At 64.8% G+C, this 25,274-nt stretch carries 30 protein-coding genes and 1 tRNA gene; 11 read left to right on the forward strand and 20 right to left on the reverse strand.

The genetic code is table 11. The annotated features are described in order from the left end of the window. Window positions 1-104 precede the first annotated feature (104 nt). The 5 genes from ACYP5B_RS33660 to ACYP5B_RS33680 form a co-directional block, all read right to left on the reverse strand. Window positions 105-842 (reverse strand): ABC transporter ATP-binding protein, encoded by a 738-nt coding sequence (locus tag ACYP5B_RS33660; RefSeq protein ID WP_459572513.1) that lies wholly within the window; start codon window positions 840-842, stop codon window positions 105-107. Next, window positions 835-1,680 (reverse strand): ABC transporter ATP-binding protein, encoded by an 846-nt coding sequence (locus tag ACYP5B_RS33665; RefSeq protein WP_459572514.1) that lies wholly within the window; start codon window positions 1,678-1,680, stop codon window positions 835-837. The genes ACYP5B_RS33660 and ACYP5B_RS33665 overlap by 8 nt, the downstream gene beginning before the upstream one ends. Beyond that, window positions 1,680-2,864: a substrate-binding domain-containing protein gene (locus tag ACYP5B_RS33670; RefSeq protein ID WP_459572515.1), complete on the reverse strand. Its 1,185-nt coding sequence runs from the start codon at window positions 2,862-2,864 to the stop codon at window positions 1,680-1,682. Before ACYP5B_RS33670 ends, ACYP5B_RS33665 begins: the two co-directional genes overlap by 1 nt. Window positions 2,865-2,985: 121 nt before the next feature. Continuing rightward, complete coding sequence (locus tag ACYP5B_RS33675) at window positions 2,986-3,765, reverse strand: enoyl-CoA hydratase/isomerase family protein (RefSeq protein ID WP_459572516.1); 780 nt, start codon at window positions 3,763-3,765, stop codon at window positions 2,986-2,988. Then, window positions 3,762-4,367: a TetR/AcrR family transcriptional regulator gene (locus tag ACYP5B_RS33680; RefSeq protein ID WP_267603504.1), complete on the reverse strand. Its 606-nt coding sequence runs from the start codon at window positions 4,365-4,367 to the stop codon at window positions 3,762-3,764. Before ACYP5B_RS33680 ends, ACYP5B_RS33675 begins: the two co-directional genes overlap by 4 nt. A 230-nt stretch (window positions 4,368-4,597) precedes the next feature. Here ACYP5B_RS33680 and ACYP5B_RS33685 point away from each other — a divergent pair, with 230 nt between their 5' ends. Beyond that, window positions 4,598-5,476: an alpha/beta fold hydrolase gene (locus ACYP5B_RS33685; protein WP_459572517.1), complete on the forward strand. Its 879-nt coding sequence runs from the start codon at window positions 4,598-4,600 to the stop codon at window positions 5,474-5,476. Here ACYP5B_RS33685 and crcB read toward each other — a convergent pair. The 7 genes from crcB to ACYP5B_RS33720 all read right to left on the reverse strand — a co-directional run bounded on the left by crcB (window position 5,458) and on the right by ACYP5B_RS33720 (window position 12,115). Beyond that, entirely contained in the window at window positions 5,458-5,838 is a 381-nt protein-coding gene (gene crcB, locus ACYP5B_RS33690; protein WP_267603506.1) for a fluoride efflux transporter CrcB, read from the reverse strand. The genes ACYP5B_RS33685 and crcB overlap by 19 nt on opposite strands. Beyond that, entirely contained in the window at window positions 5,838-6,347 is a 510-nt protein-coding gene (moaE, locus tag ACYP5B_RS33695; RefSeq protein WP_267603507.1) for a molybdopterin synthase catalytic subunit MoaE, read from the reverse strand. Before moaE ends, crcB begins: the two co-directional genes overlap by 1 nt. Window position 6,348: 1 nt before the next feature. Continuing rightward, a complete protein-coding gene (gene moaD / locus ACYP5B_RS33700) occupies window positions 6,349-6,606 on the reverse strand; it encodes a molybdopterin converting factor subunit 1 (protein ID WP_318236546.1) in 258 nt (85 codons plus the stop codon). A gap of 14 nt (window positions 6,607-6,620) precedes the next feature. Beyond that, complete coding sequence (locus ACYP5B_RS33705; protein WP_459572518.1) at window positions 6,621-7,862, reverse strand: molybdopterin molybdotransferase MoeA; 1,242 nt, start codon at window positions 7,860-7,862, stop codon at window positions 6,621-6,623. Between the two features lie 199 nt (window positions 7,863-8,061). Continuing rightward, window positions 8,062-9,510 carry a threonine synthase gene (gene thrC / locus ACYP5B_RS33710; protein ID WP_459572519.1) on the reverse strand — a complete coding sequence of 483 codons (1,449 nt, stop codon included), beginning with the start codon at window positions 9,508-9,510 and terminating at the stop codon, window positions 8,062-8,064. Window positions 9,511-9,518: 8 nt separating this feature from the next. Continuing rightward, the gene (locus ACYP5B_RS33715; RefSeq protein WP_267603511.1) at window positions 9,519-10,829 is read right to left on the reverse strand and encodes a homoserine dehydrogenase; all 1,311 of its coding nucleotides are present in this window, start codon (window positions 10,827-10,829) and stop codon (window positions 9,519-9,521) included. 53 nt (window positions 10,830-10,882) lie between these two features. Continuing rightward, complete coding sequence (locus ACYP5B_RS33720; protein ID WP_400096761.1) at window positions 10,883-12,115, reverse strand: pyridoxal phosphate-dependent aminotransferase; 1,233 nt, start codon at window positions 12,113-12,115, stop codon at window positions 10,883-10,885. A gap of 318 nt (window positions 12,116-12,433) precedes the next feature. On the opposite strand from ACYP5B_RS33720, the gene ACYP5B_RS33725 reads away from it, so the two are divergent. The 5 genes from ACYP5B_RS33725 to ACYP5B_RS33745 all read left to right on the forward strand — a co-directional run bounded on the left by ACYP5B_RS33725 (window position 12,434) and on the right by ACYP5B_RS33745 (window position 16,924). Beyond that, a complete protein-coding gene (locus ACYP5B_RS33725) occupies window positions 12,434-12,814 on the forward strand; it encodes an Mth938-like domain-containing protein (protein ID WP_267603513.1) in 381 nt (126 codons plus the stop codon). Window positions 12,815-12,960: 146 nt separating this feature from the next. Next, on the forward strand, window positions 12,961-13,422 hold the full coding sequence (locus ACYP5B_RS33730) for a peroxiredoxin (RefSeq protein ID WP_318236549.1): 462 nt from the start codon (window positions 12,961-12,963) through the stop codon (window positions 13,420-13,422). A 386-nt stretch (window positions 13,423-13,808) separates the two neighbouring features. After that, window positions 13,809-15,530 (forward strand): PhoH family protein, encoded by a 1,722-nt coding sequence (locus ACYP5B_RS33735; protein WP_459572520.1) that lies wholly within the window; start codon window positions 13,809-13,811, stop codon window positions 15,528-15,530. Between the two features lie 212 nt (window positions 15,531-15,742). Further along, window positions 15,743-16,165: a hypothetical protein gene (locus ACYP5B_RS33740; RefSeq protein ID WP_400096764.1), complete on the forward strand. Its 423-nt coding sequence runs from the start codon at window positions 15,743-15,745 to the stop codon at window positions 16,163-16,165. Window positions 16,166-16,240: 75 nt separating this feature from the next. Next, on the forward strand, window positions 16,241-16,924 hold the full coding sequence (locus ACYP5B_RS33745) for a C40 family peptidase (RefSeq protein WP_459572521.1): 684 nt from the start codon (window positions 16,241-16,243) through the stop codon (window positions 16,922-16,924). 90 nt (window positions 16,925-17,014) lie between these two features. On the opposite strand, the gene ACYP5B_RS33750 is transcribed toward ACYP5B_RS33745, so the two are convergent. The 8 genes from ACYP5B_RS33750 to ACYP5B_RS33785 form a co-directional block, all read right to left on the reverse strand. After that, the gene (locus ACYP5B_RS33750) at window positions 17,015-18,025 is read right to left on the reverse strand and encodes an inorganic phosphate transporter (protein WP_267603518.1); all 1,011 of its coding nucleotides are present in this window, start codon (window positions 18,023-18,025) and stop codon (window positions 17,015-17,017) included. 13 nt (window positions 18,026-18,038) lie between these two features. Beyond that, window positions 18,039-18,665 carry a DUF47 domain-containing protein gene (locus tag ACYP5B_RS33755; protein ID WP_267603519.1) on the reverse strand — a complete coding sequence of 209 codons (627 nt, stop codon included), beginning with the start codon at window positions 18,663-18,665 and terminating at the stop codon, window positions 18,039-18,041. A gap of 221 nt (window positions 18,666-18,886) precedes the next feature. Next, window positions 18,887-20,278, reverse strand: coding sequence for a replicative DNA helicase (locus ACYP5B_RS33760; RefSeq protein ID WP_267603520.1), 1,392 nt, complete (start codon window positions 20,276-20,278; stop codon window positions 18,887-18,889). 256 nt (window positions 20,279-20,534) lie between these two features. Further along, a complete protein-coding gene (gene rplI / locus ACYP5B_RS33765) occupies window positions 20,535-20,987 on the reverse strand; it encodes a 50S ribosomal protein L9 (RefSeq protein ID WP_043347244.1) in 453 nt (150 codons plus the stop codon). A gap of 31 nt (window positions 20,988-21,018) precedes the next feature. Continuing rightward, window positions 21,019-21,297 carry a 30S ribosomal protein S18 gene (rpsR, locus tag ACYP5B_RS33770; protein WP_006163606.1) on the reverse strand — a complete coding sequence of 93 codons (279 nt, stop codon included), beginning with the start codon at window positions 21,295-21,297 and terminating at the stop codon, window positions 21,019-21,021. 3 nt (window positions 21,298-21,300) lie between these two features. After that, window positions 21,301-21,600, reverse strand: a complete 300-nt coding sequence (gene priB / locus ACYP5B_RS33775) for a primosomal replication protein N (protein WP_017228959.1) — start codon at window positions 21,598-21,600, stop codon at window positions 21,301-21,303. Window positions 21,601-21,674: 74 nt separating this feature from the next. After that, the gene (rpsF, locus tag ACYP5B_RS33780; RefSeq protein ID WP_006163598.1) at window positions 21,675-22,049 is read right to left on the reverse strand and encodes a 30S ribosomal protein S6; all 375 of its coding nucleotides are present in this window, start codon (window positions 22,047-22,049) and stop codon (window positions 21,675-21,677) included. A gap of 101 nt (window positions 22,050-22,150) precedes the next feature. Beyond that, window positions 22,151-23,149: an asparaginase gene (locus tag ACYP5B_RS33785; protein WP_400096766.1), complete on the reverse strand. Its 999-nt coding sequence runs from the start codon at window positions 23,147-23,149 to the stop codon at window positions 22,151-22,153. A gap of 226 nt (window positions 23,150-23,375) precedes the next feature. Between ACYP5B_RS33785 and lexA the strand changes: the two genes are divergently transcribed. From lexA to ACYP5B_RS33810, 5 genes are all read left to right on the forward strand, one after another. After that, entirely contained in the window at window positions 23,376-24,032 is a 657-nt protein-coding gene (lexA, locus tag ACYP5B_RS33790; RefSeq protein ID WP_006163593.1) for a transcriptional repressor LexA, read from the forward strand. A 108-nt stretch (window positions 24,033-24,140) separates the two neighbouring features. Next, complete coding sequence (locus ACYP5B_RS33795; protein ID WP_267603522.1) at window positions 24,141-24,311, forward strand: hypothetical protein; 171 nt, start codon at window positions 24,141-24,143, stop codon at window positions 24,309-24,311. A gap of 105 nt (window positions 24,312-24,416) precedes the next feature. After that, a tRNA-His gene (locus tag ACYP5B_RS33800) sits at window positions 24,417-24,492 on the forward strand. 227 nt (window positions 24,493-24,719) lie between these two features. Then, window positions 24,720-25,082, forward strand: a complete 363-nt coding sequence (locus ACYP5B_RS33805; RefSeq protein WP_459572522.1) for a hypothetical protein — start codon at window positions 24,720-24,722, stop codon at window positions 25,080-25,082. Continuing rightward, the coding region (locus ACYP5B_RS33810) for a hypothetical protein (protein ID WP_459572523.1) at window positions 25,070-25,274 on the forward strand (205 nt) is incomplete at its 3' end. The genes ACYP5B_RS33805 and ACYP5B_RS33810, both read left to right, overlap by 13 nt.

Consider the following 25,274-nt stretch of genomic DNA (forward strand, 5'->3'; position numbering starts at 1 on the left):
GATTTCCGCCTGGGGGAAATCACGGCTACACCGAGTGATGCTTTGACTCTACCGCCGGTTTGCTCCCCTCTCCCACTGCGTGGGAGAGGGGAGCAAACCATTCCCTACTGATGCGCCGCCAGCGACAAGCCCAGCAGCCTCTGCTGCAAGGCTTCATCCCCTGCCAGCGCTGCCATGCTGCCCGTATGCACCACGCGGCCGTCGTCCATCACAGCAACGGTATCCCCCACCGACTTTGCCATGTGGAAGTTCTGCTCCACCAGCAGGATCGACACCTCGGTCTGCTTGAGCTCGCGGAACACCGTGATCATGTTCTGGATGATGGCCGGCGCCAGGCCCTTGGTTGGTTCGTCCACGATCAGCAGCTTGCGTGGCTCGATGATGGCGCGCGCCACCGACAGCATCTGCTTCTGTCCGCCGGACAGCACGCCGGCGCGCTGGTGCCAGAAGATCTTCAGCGCGGGGAACATGCGGAACACCCAGTCCAGCCGCTGCCCGTCGATGGCGCCGCTGCGCGCGGCCAGCCGCATGTTCTCCGCCACCGTCAGCTCGGAGAACACGCTCATGTTCTCGGGCACATAGGCAATGCCGGCCTGCGCGATGGCGGGCGTGCCGCGGCGCGTGATGTCGGCCCCGTCGAACGCGATCCGCCCTTCGCTCGCCTGCCACAGGTTCATGATGGTGCGCAGCGTGGTGGTCTTGCCCGCGCCGTTGCGCCCCAGCAGCATGGTCACGCCGCCGCGCGGCACCGCAAAGCTCACGCCGTGCAGGATGTGATACGGCCCGATATGCGTCTGCACGCTATCCAGGCTCAGGATGGGTGCTGCCGATCCCTCAGCCATGACTGCTCTCCTGCTGCGCGCTCTCGTCGTCGGCAGCGATGCCCAGGTATGCCTGCTGCACGATCGGCGAGGCGATCACCTCGGCCGGGTCGCCATCGGCCATCAGGTTGCCGTTATGCAGCACGATGATACGGTCGGCCAGCGAGCGCACCACATCCATCTTGTGCTCCACCAGCAGCACCGTCTTGCTCTTGTCGCGCTTGATCTCCTGGATCAGGCCCAGGATCACCGGCACCTCATCCACGCTCATGCCGGCGGTCGGCTCGTCGAACATGAAGATACGCGGCTGCAGCGCCAGCAAGATGCCCACCTCCAGCTTGCGCTGGTCGCCATGCGGCAGCGAGGCCACCGGCAGGTGGCGCTTGTCGGCCAGGGCCACCCGCTCGAGACATTCCTCGGCCTCCGTGCGGACCGCGCGGTTTGCGCTCCACACGGACCACAAATCCAGCCCGATGCGCCGGCGCGACTGCACCGCCAGCCGCACGTTCTCGAACACGGACAGATTGGGAAACAGGCTGGTCAGCTGGAACGCGCGCCCAATGCCGCGCCGCGCCTTGTGCGGCACCGGCAGGCGCGTCACGTCCTCGCCGCCGAGCAGGATCTGCCCGGCGCTGGGCGGCAACTGGCCCGATATCAGGTTGAAGTACGTGGTCTTGCCGGCCCCGTTGGGGCCGACGATGCAGGTCAGCTCGCCCGGACGGAATGCGCAGGACACTGCGTTGACCGCCACGTGGCCGCCAAAGCGGATGGTGAGATCGCGCGTCTCGAGCGCGGGCGGCCCTGCCACCGCCCGCGAGAGCGCTGCCGTTGTATCGATGGAAGCGGCGCCCACTGTCATCACCGCTTGTTGCGGATCGGCACGTTCATTTCTTCCGGCTTGATCTCGCGGACCAGCTCGGGCACGCCCCAGGCGAACGCGGGATCGACCTTGATCTTGAAGTGGTACATCGACTGCAACGCCTGGTGGTCTTCCTTGCGGAAGGTCATCTTGCCCTTGGGCGTCTCGAACGACATGCCCTCCATCGCGCCGATCAGCTTCTCGGTGCTGGTGTCGCCATTGGTCTTCTTGAGCGCCTCGACCAGCGCGATGCCGGCCGTCATGCCGCCGGCGGTGAAGAAGTCGGGCGGCGACTTGAACTTGGTGTAGTGGTTGGACACCAGCCACTCGTTGGCCTTGTTCTTGGGAATGCCGAAGTAGTAGTACGTCGCGCCTTCCATGCCGGGGAAGTTCTTGTAGTTGCTCATGGCCGGCAGGATATTGCCGCCGGTGGCGATCTCGATGCCGTAGCGCTTGGGATCGAGGTCGGCAATCTTGAACGGGTTGCCGGCACCCGCCCAGATGATGAAGATGATCTTGCGGCCCGGCTTGTCCTTGAGCGAATCGAAGAGGCGCTGCGCCCCGGCGGTAAAGTCCGTGGTGTTGGTCGGCAGGTATTCCTCGTGCACGATCTTGGCGTTCTTGAGCGCGCCCTTGAAGGCCTTCACACCGTCGCGGCCAAAGGCGTAGTCCTGCGCCAGCGTGGCGATCTGCACGCCGGGCTTGTCGAGTGCCACGGCGTTGGAGATGGCATCCTGAGACGAGTTGCGGCCGGTGCGGAAGATGTAGCGGTTCCACTTCTCGCCGGTGATGGAATCCGCCACGGCGGGCTCCACCAGCAGGATCTTCTTGTACTCCTCGGCCACCGGCAGCATCGCCAGCGCCGTGCCGGAGGACGTCGGCCCCACGGCGATGTCCGCGCGATCGTCGCTATACGCCGCGGCAAGCTGCGCCTTGGCCACGTCGGGCTTGCCCTGGGTGTCCTTCTCCAGCACTACCAGCTTGTTGCCGTTGACCATCATGGTGCCGTTGGTGGCATAATCCAGCCCCATCATCAGCCCGGTCTGGGTCTGCTTGGCGTAGGCCTCGAGCGCCCCGGTCTTGTCATAGACGTGGGCGATGCGGATGTCCTTGGCAAGGGCGCCGCCGGCGGCCAGCAGGCTGGCCAGCGCGATGGCGCCAACGGCTTGGTGCTTGAATTGCATTCTTGTCTCCTCTAAGGGTGTCTCTTGTCGTTGCAAGTGCAGATCCTGCCTGCTTGTTGCTGCTTCGCTTTCCTGCGCTCCGTCCAGCGGTCCTTCCCGTCCTGCCTTTCCGTTTGCTGCCTTAGCGCGCGTGCCCGTCGCCGAGGAAGCGGCGCATGCCTGCCGCAGCCTCGGCGCTCGTCACCTGCGCCACGAACGCCTCGCGCTCGCGCTCAAGCCCAACGGCCAGCGCGTTCGCATCCCAGCGCAGCAGCGCGCGCGTCTGCGCCACGCTGCCGGGTACCTTGTCCTTCAGCCCGGCCGCGAGCGACAGTGCCATCGCCTCGGCTTCGCGGGCTGGCGCGAGATGCGTGGCTAGGCCTAGCGCCGTGGCCTGGCTGGCCGTCAGCGTGGTGTTCTCTAGCTGGATCGCCCGCGCCCGCGCCGCGCCGATCAACTGCGGCAGCATCGCGGTCCAGCCACCGTCCGGGCTGAAGCCCACCACGGTGTAGTACGGCGCAATGCGCGTGCCCTCGCCCAGCACCGTCATGTCGCAAGCCAGCACCAGCCCCAGCGAGCCGCCCGTCAGCCAGCCCTCCACCGCCGCGATCACCGGGCAGCGCAGCGCTGCCAGGCGCAGGATGGCTGCGTTAAGCAGGCCGAGCAGCCGCTGCGCATACTGCGCCAGCTCGGCACTCTGCGGCCCGAAGGCGGCAAACGCGCCGACATCGCCGCCCGTGGAAAACGAGCGCCCCGCATGGCTCAGCACCACGGCGCGCACATCCGGGTCCGCCTCCAGGCTCCCCAGCGCGGCCAGCAGTTGTTCGAGCAGCGCCGGCACCAGGCTGTTGTGCCGCTCGGCGCGATTGAGCCGAAGCACCGCCGTGCTGCCAACACGCTCGACCAGCACCAACGCGCTCATCGCGCCGCCAGCCCGTGCGAGATCATGTCGAAGGCGGTGTCGACCACCTTGTCCATCGACGCCGGCCGCTTCCACAGCGCATAGCGCATGCCAAGGAAATTGCTGATGCCGATCAGGCACCACGCCCGCACCTCGGCGTCGCCCGGCGAGATCTCGCCCTGCTCCTCAGCCTTGCCCAGGCGCCGGCTGTAGACATCGGCGAACACCTGGAAATAGCTGCTGTAGATGGTCTCGTCCACCGAGTAGGAATCGAGCACGATGCGGTACAAATTCTTGTGGCGCGCGACAAACGAGAGAAAGGCCTTGAGTCCCAGCCGCTCGGCCTCGATCTGCGTCTGCGCCTGCCCCACGTGCTTGCGCAGATGGGCCCGCACCAGTTCCAGCATGTGCTGCACCAGCGCGCGGAAGATGTCTTCCTTGTCCTTGAAGTAAAGGTAGAAGGTGCCCATGGCCACCTCTGCCTCCTGCGTGATCTCGGAGATCGAAGCCACGTAGTAGCCCTTCTCGCCGAACACTTTCTCGGCGGCGCGCAGCAGCGCTTCGCGGGTCTTCTGGCCGCGCGCGGTCTTGGGCTGGCTTACGCCGGATTCGGTAAGGGACATCGGGGCTCCGCGGTGGCTGGTCAGACCGGAAAACGGCAGTCAAGCAGCGGCATTGCACCGCGGAAACCGTCCCCTCCGGCTCACCTCAAAACATGATAACTGATTCATGTTTCATGATATAAAGTTAGCGATCCGTATGTCAATACATGGCTTACCCGGAGCTTTGGCCAAGCACGTGGCCGGGGCCAGACGCCCAGACTGGAAGTTCGCCATTGGATGCTTCACACGCGATGACTAACGTCGAGGCCGCCCCCGCCTTCGATACCCACCCTGCCTCCGGTTCCCGGCCCGGCTGGCGGGAGGCCGGCAGCGGGCGTGCACTGCTGTTGCTGCACGGCTGGTCGCTATCCGGCGAGGCGTTCGATGGCCAGCGCGCGCTGGCAAGCCACGGCTATCGCGTGATCGCCCCGGATCATGCCGGGCATGGCTTGTCTGCTGCATTGCCGCATGCCGGACAAGCCAGCCTTGCGCAGCTTGCCGCCGATGCCGCCGGGCTGATCGGGCACCTGGGATTGCGGGACGTGGTGGTGGTTGGGTGGTCAATGGGCGCCATGGTGGCCTGGGAGTTGATGCGCGGTGATCCCGCCCTGCCCCTGGCGGCAATCGGCGCCATCGACATGACGCCGCGGCTGGTCAGCGCGGCGGACTGGCCGCATGGCTTGCACGGGCGCTACGACACCGTCCAGGCCGCGCAAATGGCCGCGCACGTGCGCCAGGACTGGCCCCGCCTGATCGATTCGGTGCGCGCCGGCTTGTGGAGCGCAGGCAGCAAACCCGATGCGGCCCAGGCGGGCCATATCGCCGCCATCATGCGGCAGTGCGCGCCGGATGCGCTTGCCGCGCTGTGGCAAGACATGGCCCGACAGGATTACCGCCCGGCGTTGCGCCAGGCTCGCCTGCCTTTATTCCACCTGGTTGGGGAACGCAGCCGCCTCTACGCGCCGGCAGTGGGACAGGCCACGCTGGCGCTGCAGCCGGCTGCCCGCCTTGCCACCATCGACGGCACTGGCCATGCCCCGCACATGGAGCGGCCGGCTGCCTTCAACGCAGCGCTGCTGGAGATGCTTGCGTGGCTGGATTCAACTGGCGCTCAGGCCAGCAGCCGATAGGTCCACAGACCCAGCGCGGTCAGCAGCAGCGAGCCGCCAAGATGCGCCAGCAGGTGCACCGTCGCCCAGCCATAGTCGCCCGCCATCAGGTTGCCAACGACCTCGCTGGAGAACGTGGAAAACGTGGTCAGCCCGCCCAGGAAGCCGGTGACCGCCAGCAGGCGCCATTCGGGCGACAACTCCGCATGCGTGCCGAAGAATCCCACCGCCAGCCCGATCAGGTAGCCGCCAACCAGGTTGGCCGCCAGCGTCCCATAGGGCAACGCCGGGTTGGCGGCATTCCACAGGACAGAGAACGCCCAGCGCAGCCAGGCTCCCACCGCGGCCCCGACCCCGACCGCCACAAAACCGAGCGCGCCCATCAGCGCTTCAGACCCGAGGTTTCCGCCTGCTCCGTATCGCCGCTGGCATTGAGCGAGCGAATGCCCCAGCGCGCCAGCGCGGACTCATCGGTCACGCGCGCGTCGACCCAGCGCGCGCCTTCCGGCGTCTGCTCCTTCTTCCAGAACGGCGCTTCGGACTTGAGGTAATCCATGATGAATTCGCAGGCGGCAAAGGCGTTGCCGCGATGGGCGGAGGCCACCGCCACCAGCACGATCTGGTCCAGCGGGAGCAACGGCCCGACCCGGTGCACGATGGTGACGCCAAGCAGCGCCCAGCGCTCCCGCGCAACGGCCTCGATCCTGGCGAGCGCCTTTTCCGTCATGCCGGGATAGTGCTCCAGCTCCATCGCGCTGACCGCGCTGCCGTCGTTCATGTCGCGCACCGTGCCGATGAAGCTGGCCACCGCGCCCACGCCCGGCTGGTCACGGCGCAATGCCGCCACCTCGGCGCCCAGGTCGAAATCCTCGCGCTGTACCCTGACGCTCATCTCAGCCTCCGGTCACGGGCGGGAAAAACGCCACTTCGCAGCCATCGGCCAGCACGCTGTCCGGGCTGGCCACCTCGTGGTCCACGGCCATGCGCAAGGCACGGCCCTCGGCCAGCACCTCGGCCCAGGCGCCGCCGCGGGCACCAAGCCAATGGCGCAGGTCCGCCACGGTAGCCACCTCGGCCGGCACCGCGACGCGCTCCTGCCCCAGGCCCAGCTGCTCGCGCACGCTGGCAAAAAAACGGAGTTCGATGTTCATGGCGGTCTCCCTCCTTATGCCAGCAGGCCGTCGAAGGCAATGAACTGCACGGTATCGCCCCGCGCGATCGGCTGGTTGGGCGGGTTGTCGACCAGGCCCTCGCCCCACACCGTGGAAGTCAGCACGCCCGAGCTCTGGTTGGGGAACAGGTCGAGCCCGCCGGCCTGGTTGATGCGCACGCGCAGGAACTCATTGCGGCGGTCGCCCTTGGGCAGGTCGAAATCGGCCCGCAGCGGCAGGCGGCGCGGCATCACGTCCTGCACGCCTTGCAGCCGCAGGATGAAGGGCCGCACGAACAGCAGGAAGGTGACGAAGCTCGAGACCGGGTTGCCCGGCAGCCCCAGGAAAAACGCCGGTGCCTGCTCGCCACGCGCCACCTCGCCGAACGCCAGCGGCTTGCCCGGCTTGATGGCGATCTGCCACAGGTTGAGCCGCCCTTCGGCCTCGACCGCCGGCTTGATATGGTCTTCCTCGCCCACCGAGACGCCGCCCGAGGTGATGATCAGGTCATGCCCATCGGCAGCCCGGCGCAGGGTGTCGCGCGTGGCGGCCAGGGTGTCGGGCACGATGCCGAAATCGCTGATCTCGCAGCCCAGGTTTTCCAGCAGCCCGCGCAGCGTGAAGCGGTTGGAGTTGTAGATGGCGCCCGGCTTGAGCGGCTCGCCCGGCATGGCGAGCTCGTCGCCGGTAAAGAACACCGCCACCTTGACGCGCCGCACCACGTCCAGCGACGCCTGCCCCACCGACGCGGCCAGGCCCAGCGCCTGCGGCGTCAGCCGCGTGCCGGCCGGCAGGATCACGCTGCCGGCGCGGATGTCCTCGCCGGCCCGGCGGATCCATTCGCCCGGCTGCGGCGTGTGATTGACGATCACATCCTCGCCGTCCGCCACGCACTGCTCCTGCATCACCACCGCGTCGGCCCCCGGCGGAATCAGCCCGCCGGTAAAGATGCGCGCCGCCGTGCCGGCCGCCAGCGCCGTGCCGACGTGGCCGGCGGGGATGCGCTGGGCCACCCGCAGGCGCGCGCCCGGCGCCGCCACATCGGCGCTGCGCACGGCGTAGCCGTCCATCGAGGTGTTGTCGGCCGGGGGCACGTCCAGCGTGCTCGACACCGGCGCGGCCAGCACGCGGCCATTGGCGTCGAGCGTGGCGATGCGCTCGGCTTCGGCGAGCGGGCGGGCGCCGGCCAGCAGGGCCTCGAGGGCCTGGGCCATGGTCAGCATGGGGGGACGGGCGGGCGCGGGAGCTTGGGTCATGAGGAAGCAGGTAAGTGAGACAGCTTGTGTGAGCCTGGAACAGCAAACCCGTGGCCATCCAGCACCCATGGGAAACGGCCCGCGTACCGCCCTCGATACATCCGGGGCAATGCGAGGGCCGTGCGATTTCTGCTCGGCAAATCTGATTGTAGCGAGTTGGCGCGCTGCCGGCAGGAACGCAGCCGGCAGCGGCCGGGCCTTACAAGCCGGTGTGGCCGGCGATGTAAGCCTTGATCCGGCCGGCATCCGCTGGCATCACCTCGAAGCGCTGCGGCAGGTTCTCGATGCCTTCGAAGGCTGCCGGACGCTCCGGCTCATGGCCAAGCGCTTCGCGGATGGTGTCGGCGAACTTGGCCGGCAGCGCGGTTTCCAGCACCAGCATCGGCACGCCGGGCGTGAGATGCTCGCGCGCAACCTTGATGCCATCGGCGGTGTGCGTGTCGATGGTAATGCCGTAGCGCTCGGACAGGTCGCGGATGGTGGCGAGGCGGTCTTCGTGCGTGCTGCGGCCCGAGACGAAGCCGAAGGCGCGGATGCGCTCGAATTCCGGCGTGCCGGACAGGTCGAAGCCGCCCTTGGTGTCGACGTCCTCGCGGAACATCTTGGCCAGCTTGTCGCCATCGCGGCCCAGCAGGTCGAAGACGAAGCGCTCGAAGTTCGACGCCTTCGAGATGTCCATGCTCGGGCTGGAGGTGTGGTACGTCTCCGCCGACTTGCGCACGCGGTAGGTGCCGGTGCGGAAAAACTCGTCGAGCACGTCGTTCTCGTTGGTGGCGACCACCAGCTTGTCGATTGGCAGGCCCATCATGCGCGCGATATGACCGGCGCAGACGTTGCCGAAATTGCCCGACGGCACGCAGAACGAGACCTTCTGGCCCGGGCCGTCGGTGGCCAGCAGCCAGCCCTTGAAGTAGTACACCACCTGGGCCACCACGCGCGCCCAGTTGATCGAGTTGACCGTGCCGATCTTCTGGCGGGCCTTGTAGTCCAGATCGTTGGAGACCGCCTTGACGATGTCCTGGCAATCGTCGAACACGCCTTCCACCGCCAGGTTGAAGATGTTCGGGTCCTGCAGGCTGAACATCTGCGCGGTCTGGAACGCGCTCATCTTGCGGTGCGGGCTCAGCATGAACACGCGGATGCCGCGCTTGCCGCGCATGGCGTATTCCGCCGCGCTGCCGGTGTCGCCCGAGGTGGCGCCGAGAATGTTCAGCTCCTGTCCGGCACGCGCCAGTGCGTACTCGAACAGGTTGCCGAGCAGCTGCATGGCCATGTCCTTGAAGGCCAGCGTGGGGCCGTTGGACAGGCCCAGCAGCTGCAGCTGCGTGCCGCCCTCTTCACCCAGCGTGCGCAACGGGGTGATGTCGGCGGTGTTGTCGCCGGGACGGGCATTGCAGTACACCTCGGCGGTGTAGGTCTTGCGCGTCAGGGCGCGCAGGTCCTCGGCCGGGATGTCGTCGCAGAAGCGGGACAGGACTTCGAAGGCGAGATCGGCGTACGACAGCTTGCGCCAGGCTTCCAGCTCGTCGGCCGTGACCTGCGGGTACTCCCGGGGCAGGTAAAGGCCGCCGTCCGGCGCCAGGCCGCCCAGCAGGATCTCGGAGAAGGTTTGCGGCATCTCATGGCCGCGCGTCGACTGGTATTTCATCGGTGCGTTCAGTTCAGTTCTTCCATGCGCAGGCGCGTGACGGCCGACAGCACGGTCGGCAGCGCCTCGATCTTGGCGATGGCGGCGTTGACCTGCTTCTCGAGAGTGAGGTGCGAGAGCATGATGATGTCGGTCTGCGGCTCTCCTTCGCGCGACTCCTTCTGCAGCATGGCATCGATGGAGATGCCGGCGTCAGCCAGGATGCGGGTGATGTCGGCCAGCACGCCGGTCTCGTCCGCCACGCGCATGCGCAGGTAGTACGAGCTGGTGACTTCCTCGATCGGGAGCACCGGCACGCTGGATAGCGCGTCCGGCTGGAACGCCAGGTGCGGCACGCGGTGCTCGGGGTCGGCGGTGTGCAGGCGGGTCACATCGACCAGATCGGCGATCACGGCGGAGGCGGTCGGCTCGGCGCCGGCGCCCTTGCCGTAGTACAACGTGGCGCCCACGGCGTCGCCCTGCACCAGCACGGCGTTCATTGCGCCTTCCACGTTGGCGATCAGGCGCTTGGCCGGCACCAACGTCGGGTGCACGCGCAGCTCGATGCCGTTTTCACGACGGCGCGTCAGGCCCAGCAGCTTGATGCGGTAGCCCAGCTCTTCGGCGTAGCGGATATCCACGGCCGACAGTTTGGTGATGCCTTCCACGTAGGCCTTGTCGAACTGCACCGGCATGCCGAAGGCGATCGAGCTCATCAGCGTGATCTTGTGCGCGGCATCGATGCCTTCGATGTCGAAAGTGGGATCGGCCTCGGCATAGCCCAGCGCTTGCGCCTGCTTGAGCACGGTGTCGAAGTCCAGGCCCTTGTCGCGCATCTCCGACAGGATGAAGTTCGTGGTGCCATTGATGATGCCGGCGATCCACTCGATGCGGTTGGCGGTCAGGCCTTCGCGCAGCGCCTTGATGATGGGGATGCCACCGGCCACCGCGGCTTCGAAGGCGACGATGACGCCCTTCTTGCGGGCGGCTTCGAAGATTTCGTTGCCATGCACGGCCAGCAGCGCCTTGTTGGCAGTGACCACGTGCTTGCCGTTCTCGATGGCCTTGAGCACCAGCTCGCGAGCGATGCCGTAGCCGCCGATCAGCTCGATCACGATGTCGATCTCGGGGCGGGTGACGACCTCGTTGGCGTCGGCCACCACCTCGACCTGCCCACCGGTCAGCTCGCGGGCGCGCTCGGTGTTGAGGTCGGCCACCATGGCAATCTCGATGCCGCGCCCGGCGCGGCGGCGGATTTCTTCCTGGTTACGTTGCAGCACATTGAACGTGCCGCTACCGACGGTACCGATGCCAAGCAGGCCTACTTTGATGGGATTCATGGACGATCTGACTCTGAGTTGCTGAAAAATGGATTACGCCGCAATGGCCTTGCTCAGGCCGCGTGGCCGTGGCGCTTGCGGTATGCCTCCAGGAAACGGCCCACGCGGCCGATGGCCTCGCGCAGGTCCTCCTCGTGAGGCAGGAACACGATACGGAAATGGTCCGGCTTGCCCCAGTTGAAGCCGGTGCCCTGCACCAGCAGCACCTTGGACTCCTGCAGCAGTTCATAGATGAACTCCTGGTCGTCCTGGATCGGGTACATCGACAGGTCGAGCTTGGGGAACAGGTACAGCGCGGCCTTGGGCTTGACGCAGGTGACGCCCGGGATCTGCGTGATCAGTTCGTGGGCAAGATCGCGCTGGCGGCGCAGGCGCCCGCCTTCGTTCACCAGGTCGTTGATGCTCTGGTAGCCGCCCAGCGCGGTCTGGATGGCCCACTGGCCGGGCACGTTGGCGCACAGGCGCATCGAGGACAACATGTTCAGCCCCTCGATATAGTCCAGCGCGGGCCGCTTGTCGCCCGATACCACCATCCAGCCGGCGCGGTAGCCGCACGAGCGATAGTTCTTGGACAGGCCGTTGAAGGTCACCGTCAACACATCGGTCGACAGCGCGGCAATGGACGTGTGGCTATGGCCGTCGTACAGCACCTTGTCGTAGATCTCGTCGGCAAAGATGATCAGGCCGTGTTCGCGCGCAATCGCCACGATGGCGTTGAGCAGTTCGTCCGAGTACAGGGCGCCGGTGGGGTTGTTGGGGTTGATGACGACGATGGCCTTGGTATTCGGCGTGATCTTGGCGCGGATATCGTCCAGATCGGGCATCCACTCGTTGGCCTCGTCGCACATATAGTGCACCGGGGTGCCGCCCGACAGGCTCACCGCGGCGGTCCACAACGGGTAGTCCGGCGCCGGAACCAGCACTTCGTCGCCGCTGTTGAGCAGCGCGTTCATCGACATCACGATCAGCTCGGAGGCGCCGTTGCCGACGTAGATGTCGTCCAGGCCCACGCCCTCGATGTTCTTCTGCTGCGTGTAGTGCATGATCGCCTTGCGCGCGGCGAAGATGCCCTTGGAGTCCGAGTACCCGGCCGAATTGGGCAGGTTGCGCATCATGTCCTGCTGGATCTCTTCCGGCGCGTCAAAGCCGAAGACGGCCAGGTTGCCGATGTTCAGCTTGATGATCTTGTGGCCTTCCTCTTCCATCTGCTTGGCCTTCTCCAGCACCGGGCCGCGGATGTCATAGCAAACATTGTTGAGCTTGTTGGATTTCTGGATCGGTTTCACGGCGATGTTGGCAGGAGGCAAGCGCCACCGGGTAGCGGCGGCTATCTAGGGAATCTGGGTGGGAAAGGAGCGGCCCGGGTAGCCTGTGCGCTGCGTTGCAACGCAAAACGTGGCAGGCAGGGAGGCAAAAGCTATAATTTATCGGATTATGACAGACTTCGGCAGGGATTCTTGCATTGCAGCGTACGCCGCCGGTACCCCGGGGCCGCAGCAAAGCCGCCCGGCCCGCCTGCCCCAAAATGCTCTCAACCCGCCCTGCGCTGCCCCGGCCGAGTCGCCGCGCGCGCCGCGAGGGGCAGCGCCAGATAAGGTTCGCCCTTGAAACTCCACGCAGACCAGCCCAATGCCCTCAATACGGTAACGTCGTACGGCCCGGGCTATATCGAAATCAATATGGTGCGCTACACGGAATCCGTGCTGGTCATGCCCGAAGGCGAGATCCGGCCCTGGCCGGTGCAGCGCTTCGAAGACCTGGAACCCGCGCACTTCGAAGGCCTGCTGGCGCACTCGCCCGAAGTGGTGCTGCTGGGCACCGGCAGCCGCCTGCGCTTCCCCCATCCCCGCCTGACCGCTTCCCTGGCGCGCCTGCATGTCGGGGTGGACGCCATGGATCTGCAGGCCGCCTGCCGCACTTACAACATCCTGATGGCTGAAGGCCGCAAGGTGGCGGCCATCCTGCTGCTGGAGGAGCCTGCCTGAGCCAGCCCGGCGGCCCGGGCAGGCTGGTTCACGCAAGTTGAGCACGCGCCACGCTTGAAGTTGGCCGACCCGCCCCCATCTGCCGCCACCATGGTGGCCGCACTCACGCAGCCGCCCCCTTCCTGTCCCTCCCAGGAGCCATAAGAATGACAGTCAGTCTCAGCCAGCCCGTACCCGATTTCAGCGCGCCCGCCACCGGCGGCACGTTCAGCCTTGGCGCCCAGCGCGGCAAGACCGTCGTCCTGTATTTCTATCCCAAGGACAACACCCCGGGCTGCACTACCGAAGCCATGAACTTCCGCGACCAGCATGACGACTTCGTCAAGGCAGGCACGGTGGTCTTCGGCATCTCGCGCGACAGCCTGAAGTCGCACGAGAACTTCAAGGCCAAGCTGGAACTGCCCTTCGAGTTGATCTCCGATGGCGATGAAGCCGTGTGCCATCTGTTCGATGTCATCAAGATGAAGAAAATGTATGGCAAGGAAGTGCGCGGCATCGAGCGCAGCACCTTCATCATCGACGGCAAGGGCATCCTGCGCCATGCCTTGCGCGGCATCAAGGTGCCCAACCACGTCGACGAGGTGCTGGAAATCGTGCGCGGCCTCTGATCCGAGGCGTGATCCGGGGCGTGATCCACGGTGATTCGGCCCGGCACTTTAATGCGGCGCAGCAACACCGTCAAAAGTCCTCTCGGCAAGCGATTGCAAAACAGAAAACGTTCGGATACATTGGCCTTTAATGAGTTCAAGATCCGGATGCCACGCTGCTTCATCGTCCCGGCCCAGGCGCACCTTGCCACAGGCCGGTAGCGGACCTGCCGTGTCTCCGGTCCGAAAGAAAGAAGCCGCCAAACCTGCTAACCAGGTTGGCGGCTTTTTTGTTTGTGTGGTTTGTACGCACAGGACACGATCCCCAATGACGTGGCGCCATGCGGCCACGCCAGTGTCCTGCGCCGTTTTCCAGCCGTCTTCTCCCCCTGAAAGGAAAGCCTAGCATGCCGCTGCCGACCATGCCCGCCAAGCCTGCCCAATTGCTTGACCCGAGCGAATTCGCTCCGGTGACCAAGCTGACTAAGGCCAAATCAGCGTCGCAGGGTAAGAAACCTGTGCCGGCGCTGGAGCGTGTGGCCTTGCTGGAAACCGGAACCAGCAAAGCGGAAAACGCGCCGGCCGTGGTGGCCAGCGCCAGCGGTGCGACGCGAGCGCGCACCAAGGATGCGCCGCCGTCCGCGCTGAAGTCCGTGCCGTCGCTGGCCGCCGTGCCCAAGGTGCCCGCCAAGGCCCCTGGCACGACCAACCGTCGCATGCAGAAACACACCGGCCCCAGCAAGCTGTTCGTGCTGGACACCAATGTGCTGATGCACGACCCGTCCTCGCTGTTCCGCTTCGAAGAGCACGACGTCTATCTGCCGATGATGACGCTCGAGGAACTGGACAACCACAAGAAGGGCATGAGCGAAGTCGCGCGCAACGCCCGCACCGTGAGCCGCACGCTGGACGCGCTGGTGGGCGGCACCGATGGCGTGCTCGACGAGGGCTTGCCGCTGGCCAAGCTGGGCAACCGCGATGCGCAGGGCAAGCTGTTCCTGCAAACCAAGCTCAACGAGATCAAGCTGCCCGACGGCCTGCCGCAGGGCAAGGCGGATAACCAGATCCTGGGCGTGGTCAGCGCCCTGCAGCAGCAGTTCCCGGAGCGCCAGGTCGTGCTGGTGTCGAAAGACATCAACATGCGCATCAAGGCGCGCGCGCTCGGCCTGCCCGCCGAGGATTACTTCAACGACCAGGTCCTCGAGGACAAGGACCTGCTGTACTCGGGGGTGATGCTGCTGCCCAACGACTTCTGGGCCAAGCATGGCAAGGGCGTGGAAAGCTGGCAGGACCCGAAGTCCGGCGCGATGTTCTATCGCCTGACGGGCCCGCTGGTGCCCTCCTTCCTGGTCAACCAGTTCGTCTTCCTGGAACCCAGCGACGGCAGCCTGCCGCTGTACGCCCAGGTCAAGGAAATCAACGGCAAGACCGCGCTGCTGCAAACCCTCAAGGACTACACGCACCACAAGAACAATGTGTGGAGCGTGACCGCCCGCAACCGCGAGCAGAACTTCGCGCTCAACCTGCTGATGCATCCGGAGATCGATTTCGTCACCCTGCTGGGCCAGGCCGGTACCGGCAAGACCCTGCTGGCGCTGGCGGCGGGCCTGGAGCAGGTGCTCGACCAGAAGCTCTACAACGAGATCATCGTCACCCGCGCCACCGTGCCGGTTGGCGAGGACATCGGCTTCCTGCCCGGCACCGAGGAAGAAAAGATGCAGCCCTGGATGGGCGCTTTCGACGACAACCTGGAAGTGCTCCAAAAGAGCGACGACAGCGCCGGCGAATGGGGCCGCGCCGCCACCCAGGAACTGATCCGCTCGCGCATCAAGGTCAAGAGCATGAACTTCATGCGCGGACGCACCTTCGTCAACAAGTTCGTCATCATCGACGAGGCCCAGAACCTGACGCCAAAGCAGATGAAGACGCTGGTAACGCGTGCCGGCCCCGGCACCAAGATCATCTGCCTGGGCAACATCGCGCAGATCGACACGCCTTACCTGACCGAGGGCTCGTCCGGCCTCACCTACGTGGTCGACCGGTTCAAGGGCTGGAGCCACAGCGGCCATGTGACGCTGGCGCGCGGTGAACGCTCGCGCCTGGCCGACCATGCCGCGGATGTCCTTTAAGGGGCGCATCATCGCTAAAGACTAAGCCTCTGCACCCTCTGCACCCTCCGGAACCATCGGATGCCCTTGTAGGACCACGTCCGGCAGATTTGCCTACCGGCGTGGCCTAGCATCAAAGTATCCGGAGCGCCCGCCATTTCGGCACCTCGCGTGCCGGCGTCCGGCGGGCGTTTTTTTGCCCCTCCCGGCTTGTTGGATCGATGGAGACATTGATGGACAACCACCTGCACCACACACCGCTGCGGCTCGCGCTGGCCGGCAGCGTCGCGATTGCCGCCTTCTTGCTGCTCGCGGGCCCCGCGCTCGCCGCCGACGAAATGGTGATCCGCACCATGGGCCCCGTCAGCTACATCTGCGGGGGCATTGCCGCGGACGAACAGCAGCAACTGGCCGCGCAGCAGAAGAACTTCAACATCGGCCTGCTGTTCACCCAGGGCGAGCGCGGCGAGTACCTGGCCGACGTCGCCGTCAAGATGACCCGCGAAGGCCATGAAGTGGCCAGCTTTACCGCGTCCGGGCCCAAGTGCCTGATCAAGGCCCCGCAAGGCAGCTACAATATCGAAGCGACTTATAAGGGACAGGCCAAGTCGGTTAACGTGAGTACGGGCACCTACAACGCGCAACTGCGCTGGTAAGGCGCCAGGGGCGGCTCCCTCGCTGGGCTGCTCCCCTCGCGCCACGGCACCTGGCCCGGGACCGGACCGAGAAGGATGCCTCTGCGCCAGATAGCCCAAACCGGAAGACGCGTGCCCAGCCAGGCGCGCGCCTTGCTCAGTGCCCGCCTGCACCTGCTTTGCACGGCAGCATTGCTGCTCGCCGCCTGCGCCTCGACGCCGCCTGGGCGCCATAGCGCCCAGCCACGCCCGGCAGGCACCCCCATGGTGGATCCCAGCGCCGGACTGGAAGAAGTCTCCATCCAGGCGATGTCGCTGGTTGGCACGCCCTATCGCTACGGCGGCAATACGCCGGACTCGGGCTTCGACTGCAGCGGCCTGGTCCGCTATGTCGTGCTGCGCGCCGCCAACGTCAACCTGCCACGCACCACCGAAGCCATGGGCGAGCGCGGCGTGTCGCTGGAGCGCAACCAGGTGGCCTCGGGCGACCTGGTTTTCTTCAATACCACCGGCCGGGCCAACTCGCATGTCGGCATCTATGTCGGGCAGAACCGCTTTGTCCATGCGCCGTCCACCGGCGGCACGGTACGCCTCGAGGACATGACCAAGTCGTACTGGGCCTCTCGGTACAACGGCGCCCGGCGGGTCGCGGCGGGGATCGACCAGACGCCGGCATCCGTGGTGCCGCCGCAGGCCGCCCCGGCTGCACCACCACCGCCTTCCGTTGCTCCCCCGGCCCCGGTGGACGACGACCCGATCGCCGCATTCGCCAATCGTTAGCGATCGTCACCGTCCTTCGCCACAAACAAAAAAGCCAGGCATCTCGCCTGGCTTTTTGTTTGTTTGCTTGTGGAATCCGGCTGCCGTGCTTCAGAGCACGTGCTTGCCAATCCACCATGCAATGGCAGCCATGAACGCGGATGCCGGAATCGTCAGCACCCAGGCCCAGACGATGTTGCCGGCCACGCCCCAGCGCACCGCCGACATCTTCTGCACCGAGCCCACGCCGACGATGGCGCCGGTGATGGTATGGGTTGTCGACACCGGCACGCCCAGCGCCGAGGCAATGAACAGCGTGATGGCGCCGCCCGTCTCCGCGCAGAAGCCGCCTACCGGCTTGAGCTTGGTGATCTTCTGGCCCATGGTACGCACGATGCGCCAGCCACCAAACATGGTGCCCATGCCGATCGCCACGTAGCAGGAAACGATGACCCAGATCGGCGGCTCCGCGCCGCCCTGCGCCACGTGGCCGCTCGCGATCAGCAGCATCCAGATAATGCCGATGGTCTTCTGCGCGTCATTGCCGCCGTGGCCCAGGCTGTAGAGCGAAGCGGAGACCAGCTGCAGCCGGCGGAACCAGCGATCGACCCGCGACGGCGGCGTACGGAAGAACGTCCAGGCCACGATCACCATCATCAGCGAACCGAGCAGGAAGCCCAGCAGCGGCGAAATGACGATAAATGCCACGGTCTTGAGCAGGCCGCCGCCTACCAGCGCGCTGGTGCCGCTCTTGGCCACCGCGGCGCCAACCAGGCCACCGATCAGCGCGTGCGACGACGACGAGGGAATGCCGTAGTACCAGGTGATCAGGTTCCAGGCAATGGCGCCCATCAGCGCGCCGAAGATCACGTAGTGATCGACGATGTTGACATCGATCGTGCCGGTCCCCACCGTAGCCGCCACCTTCAGGTGGAAGATAAAAATCGCCACCACATTGCACATGGCCGCCATGGCCACCGCGTGGTGCGGCTTGAGCACGCCCGTCGACACCACCGTGGCAATCGAATTGGCGGCATCGTGAAAGCCGTTCATGAAATCGAACAGCAAGGCGAGAGCCACCAGCAAGCCGATGACCCACAGGCTCATTTGTATTGTTTGCATTCCGATTTGTGCCTCAGGCGTTTTCCAGGACGATGCCTTCGAGAATGTTGGCAACGTCCTCGCACTTGTCGGTAATGGTTTCGAGCTGCTCGTAGATAGCCTTCAGCTTGATCAGGCGCTTGACGTCCGTTTCGTCGCGGAACAGCTTGGACATGGCGGCGCGCATCACGCGATCGGCCTCGGACTCGAGCTGGTCGATCTGCTGCGCCGTCTTCAGGATGGCGCCGGCATTGCTCATGTCATCGAGCAGGCCGACCGCGATCTTGACCTGGTCGCAACACTGCACGCAGATGGAGGCCAGCTTGCGCGCCTCGTCGGTCAGGCTGGTCACGTCGTACAGCGAGATGGTTTCAGCCACGTCTTCCATCAGGTCGAGGATGTCGTCCATGGTGGTGATGAGCTTGTGGATCTCATCACGGTCCAGCGGCGTGATGAAGGTCTTGTGCAGCAGGTCGATCGTGTCGTGCGTGATGCGATCGGCTTTCTTTTCGGTGGCCTGCACGCGGCGGGCGTGGGCCTCGGCATTGGGCAGGTCGTTGACCAGCACTTCCAGCTCGCGGGCGGCGGTCACCGCGCAATCGGCATGCTGGTTGAAGTATTCGAAGAACTTGCCCTCGGTGGGCATGAATCGGCCGAACATGGAATGTTCCTTGTCGAAGCGCGGGGGCGCCGCGGGTAGTTATTACTAGTTACTGAATCAGGCGGGTACGCATTGCACGACAGCCGCCCGGAGGCGGCTGTCATCAAAACGCAACATTTTACAGGTTTGTGCGGCGATGCCGGGGGACTTTGACACGCGGCATGCACGATCGACTGTGGCCACCGAGCCACGATGCCCGGCAAGCGGCGCCAGGACTGGCTTCAGTTGTCGTTGTCGAAGAAGGCGGGGCCGCCGCTGAAGTTGTCGAACTTGGTGAACTGGCCCAGGAACGTCAGCCGCACGGTGCCAATTGGGCCGTTACGCTGCTTGCCGATGATGATCTCGGACGTGCCCTTGTCCTGCGAATCGGGGTTGTAGACCTCGTCGCGGTAAATAAACAGGATCACGTCGGCATCCTGCTCGATAGCGCCGGATTCACGCAAGTCGGACATCACCGGGCGCTTGTTCGGGCGCTGCTCCAGGCTTCGGTTCAGCTGCGACAGTGCAATCACCGGGCAGTTGAGTTCCTTCGCCAGGCCCTTGAGCGACCGCGAGATTTCCGAGATTTCGGTGGCGCGGTTTTCGCCGCCGCCCGAGCCCGACATCAGCTGCAGGTAGTCGATGACGATCAGTCCGAGCTGGCCGCACTGGCGCGCCAGCCGGCGCGAACGGGCGCGCAGCTCCATCGAGCTCAGCGCCGGCGTTTCGTCGATGAACAATTGCGCATCGTTCATGCGCTGGATGGCGTGCGTGAGCCGCGGCCAGTCTTCGTCGAGCAAGCGGCCGGTACGCAGGCGGTGCTGGTCGAGCCGGCCGACCGAGCCCAGCATACGCATGGCCAGCTGCGTGCCCGCCATTTCCATCGAGAACACCGCCACCGGCAGGCCCTGCTCCACCGCCACGTGCTCGCCGATATTCAGCGAGAAAGCGGTCTTACCCATGGAGGGGCGACCGGCCACAATGATCAGGTCGCCCGCCTGCATGCCGCTGGTCATGCGGTCCAGGTCGATAAAACCGGTAGGCACGCCGGTGACGTCGGTGCTGGAGTCACGGTGGTACAGCTCGTCGATACGCTCGACCACCTGGGTCAGCAGCGGCTGGATTTCCTGGAAACCCTTCTGCCCGCGCGAGCCTTCCTCGGCAATGGCGAACACCTTGGATTCCGCTTCGTCGAGCAGCTCCCGCACCTCGCGCCCTTTGGGGGCGAAAGCCGCGGTAGCGATATCGTCGGCCACGGTCACCAGCTTGCGCAGCACCGAGCGCTCGCGCACGATCTCCGCATAGCGACGGATATTGGCCGCGCTAGGCGTGTTCTGTGCGAGGGAATTCAGATAGGCCAGGCCGCCCACCTCTTCCGCCTTGCCCGCGCCTTGCAGCGTCTCGTAGACGGTGATGACGTCGGCGGGCTTGGTGGCGGCGATCAGCCGGGAGATGCTCTGGAAGATCATCCGGTGATCGAAGCGATAGAAATCCGCCTCGGACAGGAAGTCGGCGATACGGTCCCAGGCGGCATTGTCCAGCAGCAAGCCACCCAGCACCGATTGCTCGGCTTCGATGGAATGCGGCGGTACCTTGAGATTGTCTAGTTGGGGGTCTGCGACAGGCGCGTTCATAGGGAGGGATTATAACGGCCGGCGCCAGCGAGCCGGCGGAGAATTCGCAGCCGGCTGTTGGCACATCCTGCCATGTGACGACGGGACAACCAGCCCCGCCCTATAGCAACAAGGCATTGAGGCAAGCAAGGGGCACGGCCAAACAAAAAGGCAGGAGCGCGATGCTCCTGCCTTTTTGTTTGGTCAAGCAAGCGGCACTGGCACCCGGCTCCCACCACCCCGAAGGGCAAGGGGGAACCAGTAGCAAGGCCGATGCTTAGACGTGTTCGCCCAGGACGGAAACCGTCACGTCGACCAGCACGTCGGTGTGCAGCGAGACGCTGACCGGGTGGTCGCCAACAACCTTCAGCGGACCATTCGGCAGACGCACTTGCGCCTTCTCGACCTTGAAGCCTTGGCCAGCCAGGGCTTCAGCGATGTCGGCGTTGGTCACCGAACCGAACAGGCGGCCGTCAACACCCGACTTCTGGGTGATTTGCACGGTCAGGCCGTTCAGCTTTTCGCCTTCGGCTTGCGAGGCGGCCAGCTTTTCGGCGGCTGCCTTTTCCAGTTCAGCGCGCTTGACTTCGAACTCGCTGATAGCAGTCTGGGTAGCGCGGCGGGCCTTCTTGTTCGGGATCAGGAAGTTACGGGCGTAGCCGTCCTTCACGCGAACGATGTCACCCAGGTTGCCCAGATTGATGACTTTCTCAAGCAGAATAATTTGCATCGTGTTTTCTCCTTAACGGACCTAGGGCCGATCAGTTCTTGTGCAGGTCGGTGTAGGGCATCAGCGCGAGGAAACGCGCGCGCTTGATGGCCGTGTCGAGCTGACGCTGATAGTGCGCCTTGGTGCCGGTCAGGCGGGCCGGCGTGATCTTGCCGTTGTCGCCGATGAAATCCTTCAGGGTGTCCAGATCCTTGTAGTCGATCTGTTCCACGCCAGCCACGGTGAAGCGGCAGAAGCGCTTACGCTTGAACAGCGGGTTTTGCTGTTGGAAGCGCTTCTTGTTCTTGTTGTCACGTTTGACGAATGCCATGATTCAATCCTTTTCGAATGCTTTACATCCAGTGATGTGAAAGACGAGAGCCTTGCTGTTGCGGTGCTTGCGGGCCAGGAATCCTTCGCAGTCGAGCATCGCGCCGAGCGGGGTACGCTCAAGCCGCTGGCCGATCTGACCGATTCCCATGGCGGCGATGGCGAACTCCACCTGCCTGGGCGTTTGCGCCTCGACCGTCTCGCCCGCGTACTGCAAGATGCAGTTGACCACGGGGACCCCGGCCGGGGTGTAACGCAAGGCATCGCGTTCCGCGAGCGTTGCGCAGAGCCTTAACTGGTTCAACGCACTCTCCCGCACCGATGCCCGCACTTGCCGCCGCGGCGATCAACGCCCGCGGCAACCACAACAGTCCGCACTTAGGCGGCCTGGACTTCGCTGGTCTGTTGCGCGGCCTTGCGAGCTTCTTCGCGCTGCACTTCCTTCATCATCGGGGACGGTGCGGTTTCAGCCTTCTTGGTCTGAACGATGAGGTGGCGCAGCACTGCATCGTTGAACTTGAACGCGTGTTCGAGTTCAGCCAGGGTTTCCTTGCCGCATTCGATGTTCAGGCAAACGTAGTGAGCCTTGGCCAGCTTCTGGATCATGTAGGCCATCTGACGGCGACCCCAGTCTTCCACGCGGTGGATCTGGCCTTCCTGGGACGTGACCAGCGTCTTGTAACGCTCGATCATGGCCGGGACTTGTTCGCTCTGGTCCGGATGGACGATAAATACGATTTCGTAATGACGCATTGACGCTCCTTTTGGATAAGCTGCCCGAGCGCCATGTCCGGTGCAGCAAGGTTGAATAGCCTTAAAGTATAGCGTGCTTTTGCCATCGGGAGCAAGCCGCCTCAGTGTTCGGCGAACAGCGCCTGCAGCGCCGCCGGATCCTTTGCCAGTCCTGGCTCCGCAGCCAGAGCCAGGGCCAGGAGCACGCGCGCCTTGTAAGGATTGAGGTCGCCGGCAGAAACAAAGACACCCGACGCCGGCCGGGGAGGCGCAGGAATCGCCACATGCCCTGCCCCTGTGCGCGAACTGCGCACGACCGCCACCCCCGCGCCGGCCGCATCGACCAACGCCTCCACCAGCGACTGGTGGACCGAACCATTGCCGGCAGCCGCCACCACCAGGCCCGACACGCCCGCCTGCGCCAAGGCATCCACCACGATCCGACCCGGCTCCGCATAACTAGCCAGGATCTCGACCTGCGGCCACACGGAAGGCACCGGCCAGGCCTTGGCCGGCAAGCGGCCAGCGGTGCGCACGAAGCGCACCAGATTGTCCTGCACAAAACCAAGCGGCCCGGACACCGGCGACACAAAAGCATTCACCGCCGACGTGTGCGCCTTCACCACATCGCGCCCCGCATGAATCTCCTGGTTGATCACCAGCAGCACGCCCTTGCCCGCCGCATCAGCGTCAGCTGCCACGCGCACCGCATCCAGCAGGTTCAACGGGCCATCCGCCGACAACGAGGTCGAAGGCCGCATGGCAGCTGTCAGCACCACCGGCACCGTGCCCACGCAAGCCAGGTGCAGCAGCATGGCCGTTTCTTCCAGGGTATCGGTGCCGTGCGTAATGACAATGCCCGACACATCGGGCTGCGCGGACCAGAATGTCACGCGCTCCACCAGCCTGGACCACAGCGCGAACGACATGTCTTTGCTATCTACCTGAGCCACCTGCTCCGCCTCGACCCGCGCCACCGCGCCCAGCGCCGGCACCGCATCGAGCAGCGCAGTCACCGGCACCGTGGCCGCCTGGTACTTGGCGCTGCTGGCTGGATTGGAAGAAGAACCGGCAATGGTTCCGCCGGTAGCGAGCACGACAACACGAGGCAGGAGAGACATGGCGGGAAAGTGGTCGAGAGCCAGGAAGGTTGAACAGCGCACAACGCAAGACGCTTCGGGTGCCGCGGATTGTAACCCTCCACCCACTCGTCACGGCACGCGCCAGGACCCGTGGGACGCACCTGTCAATGCGCAAACTCCCAAAATTCCGCTTGCACTTCACTCGATACTGTATAAAATCACAGCATACTGTTTAAACATACAGTGCTTTCAAACACCGGCGACCATGGCGACCCTGACACCGCGACAGCAGCAGATTTTCGACTTGATCCGCAGCAGCCTCCAGCACACGGGCTTCCCGCCCACGCGCGCCGAGATCGCCGCCAAGTTCGGCTTCTCCTCACCCAACGCAGCCGAGGAACACTTACGTGCCCTGGCCCGCAAAGGCGTGATCGAGCTCACCCCCGGCGCCTCGCGCGGCATCCGCCTCAAGGTCTCGCGCAGCGACTCCGAGCTACCCGACCAGTTCTCCCTGCCCATGGCCGGCGTAATGCAGCTGACGCTGCCGCTGGTCGGGCGCGTCGCAGCTGGCAGCCCGATCCTCGCCGCCGAACACATCGACCGCCAATACCAGGTCGACGCCTCGGTCTTCGACGTGCAGCCTGATTACCTCCTCCGGGTGCGTGGCCTCAGCATGCGCGACGCCGGCATCCTCGACGGCGACCTGCTTGCCGTCAAACGCGCCAGCGAAGCCGCCAACGGCAAGATCGTCGTAGCCCGCCTGGGCGACGACGTCACCGTGAAGCGCCTAAACCGCCGCGGCGACACCATCGAGCTGATCGCCGAGAACCCCGACTTCCCCAGCATCATCGTGCAAGCCGGTCGCGAAGAGTTCTCACTGGAAGGCATCGCCGTCGGCCTGATCCGCCCCGGCGCCTTCTGACGAGTGCGGCTGAGGCGGGCGAACCCCGATCAAGCCGACACCCGATTGTGCCAACGCGCCCGCGTAGCGGGTACCGCTAACTGTTGTTGCAAGTCACCAGGTGTAGCCATGCTGCCAGCCAACCGCCTCTCCGCCCGCCGCCCCGTCAAACCCGTGCCCTTCCGCCAATCCAAAGGCGTTCGCATCTACCAGGGCGCGCAACGACGCACCATGGTCGGCAGCATGGCCGCGATCTGCCGAATGCTTGAGCTGGAGGATTCCTCCAAGCTCGGCGTTTAAGCAGGCGGCACAGAAAAAAATTTGTGCAGAGTACTAGCCATCCGGCTTTTGGCATTGTATGATCTTGTTCTTCGTTGTTCGGCACTTAGCTGAACGGCATCGACGGTGGCTGTAGCTCAGTTGGTAGAGTCCAGGATTGTGATTCCTGTCGTCGTGGGTTCGAGTCCCATCAGCCACCCCAAGAATTAAAAGAGTTAGCAGGTATGTGCCCGCTAACTTAATCTGAATTTTGGAATGAGAACTTCCAAAGTTTGGAACTTGAAAAGCCCACCCCTTCGGTGGGCTTTTTGCTTTTGGGGCTTGGCATCGAAGCTTGACACTGTATATCCATACAGTTAACTCAACTTTAGGCACCCCCAGTCAGGCGGCTTTTATACTGGATATCCATACAGTGTAAGTGAGAGAGACATGTTCGCCTGCGCCCCCGGTACCGTCTACCTCTACAGCCAATCCCATGGGGCTGCGCGTTTGGCCATCCGCTGCCTCCACCTGACCATAGAAGATCCGCTGCTCACAGCCGACACCTGGAACCCTGAGGTTGGGGCCGCCGCCCAGGCAGCCGGCGCCACCCTTACCCTGACGGGGGTCGATACCGCAGCAATCATGGCGCTGCCATGGACAATCGACCGCCTGGCGTTCGATTACCGGGGCGCTCGGCTGAGCTTCCAGCTCGCCTACAGCATCCAGTTCGTCGGTCCTCGCTCGATTTGCCTGCGCACCCGCGGCGAGCGCCACTACGCCATCCGCGCGGAGATGGCATGCCCCGTGTGACCCACCAGGCTGGCTCAATCTTCCTGGAAACGCAGTTCCTGCCCGGCGACACGGCAGTGCCGCGACTCTCCTCCCGGATCGCGGCACTTTTCTTTACGGTACAACCTGTCCTGGAAGGCCTGCGGGACGCCGCCCCCTGGCGGCCGGCGGCGGCCGCGCCTACACGGATGCAGGAGCCCCACCGGAGCTCAG

Source organism: Cupriavidus sp. 8B (assembly GCF_054589115.1).

What these genes read in the sequence shown, in the direction of transcription:
- ACYP5B_RS33735 (WP_459572520.1), top strand. Translation starts at nt 13,809, where the DNA reads ATGCCGCTGCCGACCATGCCCGCCAAGCCTGCCCAATTGCTTGACCCG.
- ACYP5B_RS33680 (WP_267603504.1), bottom strand. Translation starts at nt 4,367, where the DNA reads ATGTCCCTTACCGAATCCGGCGTAAGCCAGCCCAAGACCGCGCGCGGC.
- crcB (WP_267603506.1), bottom strand. Translation starts at nt 5,838, where the DNA reads ATGGGCGCGCTCGGTTTTGTGGCGGTCGGGGTCGGGGCCGCGGTGGGA.
- ACYP5B_RS33670 (WP_459572515.1), bottom strand. Translation starts at nt 2,864, where the DNA reads ATGCAATTCAAGCACCAAGCCGTTGGCGCCATCGCGCTGGCCAGCCTG.
- ACYP5B_RS33745 (WP_459572521.1), top strand. Translation starts at nt 16,241, where the DNA reads ATGCCTCTGCGCCAGATAGCCCAAACCGGAAGACGCGTGCCCAGCCAG.
- ACYP5B_RS33685 (WP_459572517.1), top strand. Translation starts at nt 4,598, where the DNA reads ATGACTAACGTCGAGGCCGCCCCCGCCTTCGATACCCACCCTGCCTCC.
- ACYP5B_RS33755 (WP_267603519.1), bottom strand. Translation starts at nt 18,665, where the DNA reads ATGTTCGGCCGATTCATGCCCACCGAGGGCAAGTTCTTCGAATACTTC.
- ACYP5B_RS33665 (WP_459572514.1), bottom strand. Translation starts at nt 1,680, where the DNA reads ATGACAGTGGGCGCCGCTTCCATCGATACAACGGCAGCGCTCTCGCGG.
- ACYP5B_RS33660 (WP_459572513.1), bottom strand. Translation starts at nt 842, where the DNA reads ATGGCTGAGGGATCGGCAGCACCCATCCTGAGCCTGGATAGCGTGCAG.
- ACYP5B_RS33730 (WP_318236549.1), top strand. Translation starts at nt 12,961, where the DNA reads ATGACAGTCAGTCTCAGCCAGCCCGTACCCGATTTCAGCGCGCCCGCC.
- lexA (WP_006163593.1), top strand. Translation starts at nt 23,376, where the DNA reads ATGGCGACCCTGACACCGCGACAGCAGCAGATTTTCGACTTGATCCGC.
- ACYP5B_RS33675 (WP_459572516.1), bottom strand. Translation starts at nt 3,765, where the DNA reads ATGAGCGCGTTGGTGCTGGTCGAGCGTGTTGGCAGCACGGCGGTGCTT.
- ACYP5B_RS33705 (WP_459572518.1), bottom strand. Translation starts at nt 7,862, where the DNA reads ATGACCCAAGCTCCCGCGCCCGCCCGTCCCCCCATGCTGACCATGGCC.
- ACYP5B_RS33795 (WP_267603522.1), top strand. Translation starts at nt 24,141, where the DNA reads ATGCTGCCAGCCAACCGCCTCTCCGCCCGCCGCCCCGTCAAACCCGTG.
- thrC (WP_459572519.1), bottom strand. Translation starts at nt 9,510, where the DNA reads ATGAAATACCAGTCGACGCGCGGCCATGAGATGCCGCAAACCTTCTCC.
- rpsR (WP_006163606.1), bottom strand. Translation starts at nt 21,297, where the DNA reads ATGGCATTCGTCAAACGTGACAACAAGAACAAGAAGCGCTTCCAACAG.
- rpsF (WP_006163598.1), bottom strand. Translation starts at nt 22,049, where the DNA reads ATGCGTCATTACGAAATCGTATTTATCGTCCATCCGGACCAGAGCGAA.
- rplI (WP_043347244.1), bottom strand. Translation starts at nt 20,987, where the DNA reads ATGCAAATTATTCTGCTTGAGAAAGTCATCAATCTGGGCAACCTGGGT.
- ACYP5B_RS33715 (WP_267603511.1), bottom strand. Translation starts at nt 10,829, where the DNA reads ATGAATCCCATCAAAGTAGGCCTGCTTGGCATCGGTACCGTCGGTAGC.
- ACYP5B_RS33785 (WP_400096766.1), bottom strand. Translation starts at nt 23,149, where the DNA reads ATGTCTCTCCTGCCTCGTGTTGTCGTGCTCGCTACCGGCGGAACCATT.
- ACYP5B_RS33805 (WP_459572522.1), top strand. Translation starts at nt 24,720, where the DNA reads ATGTTCGCCTGCGCCCCCGGTACCGTCTACCTCTACAGCCAATCCCAT.
- moaE (WP_267603507.1), bottom strand. Translation starts at nt 6,347, where the DNA reads ATGAGCGTCAGGGTACAGCGCGAGGATTTCGACCTGGGCGCCGAGGTG.
- ACYP5B_RS33760 (WP_267603520.1), bottom strand. Translation starts at nt 20,278, where the DNA reads ATGAACGCGCCTGTCGCAGACCCCCAACTAGACAATCTCAAGGTACCG.
- moaD (WP_318236546.1), bottom strand. Translation starts at nt 6,606, where the DNA reads ATGAACATCGAACTCCGTTTTTTTGCCAGCGTGCGCGAGCAGCTGGGC.
- ACYP5B_RS33750 (WP_267603518.1), bottom strand. Translation starts at nt 18,025, where the DNA reads ATGCAAACAATACAAATGAGCCTGTGGGTCATCGGCTTGCTGGTGGCT.
- ACYP5B_RS33740 (WP_400096764.1), top strand. Translation starts at nt 15,743, where the DNA reads ATGGACAACCACCTGCACCACACACCGCTGCGGCTCGCGCTGGCCGGC.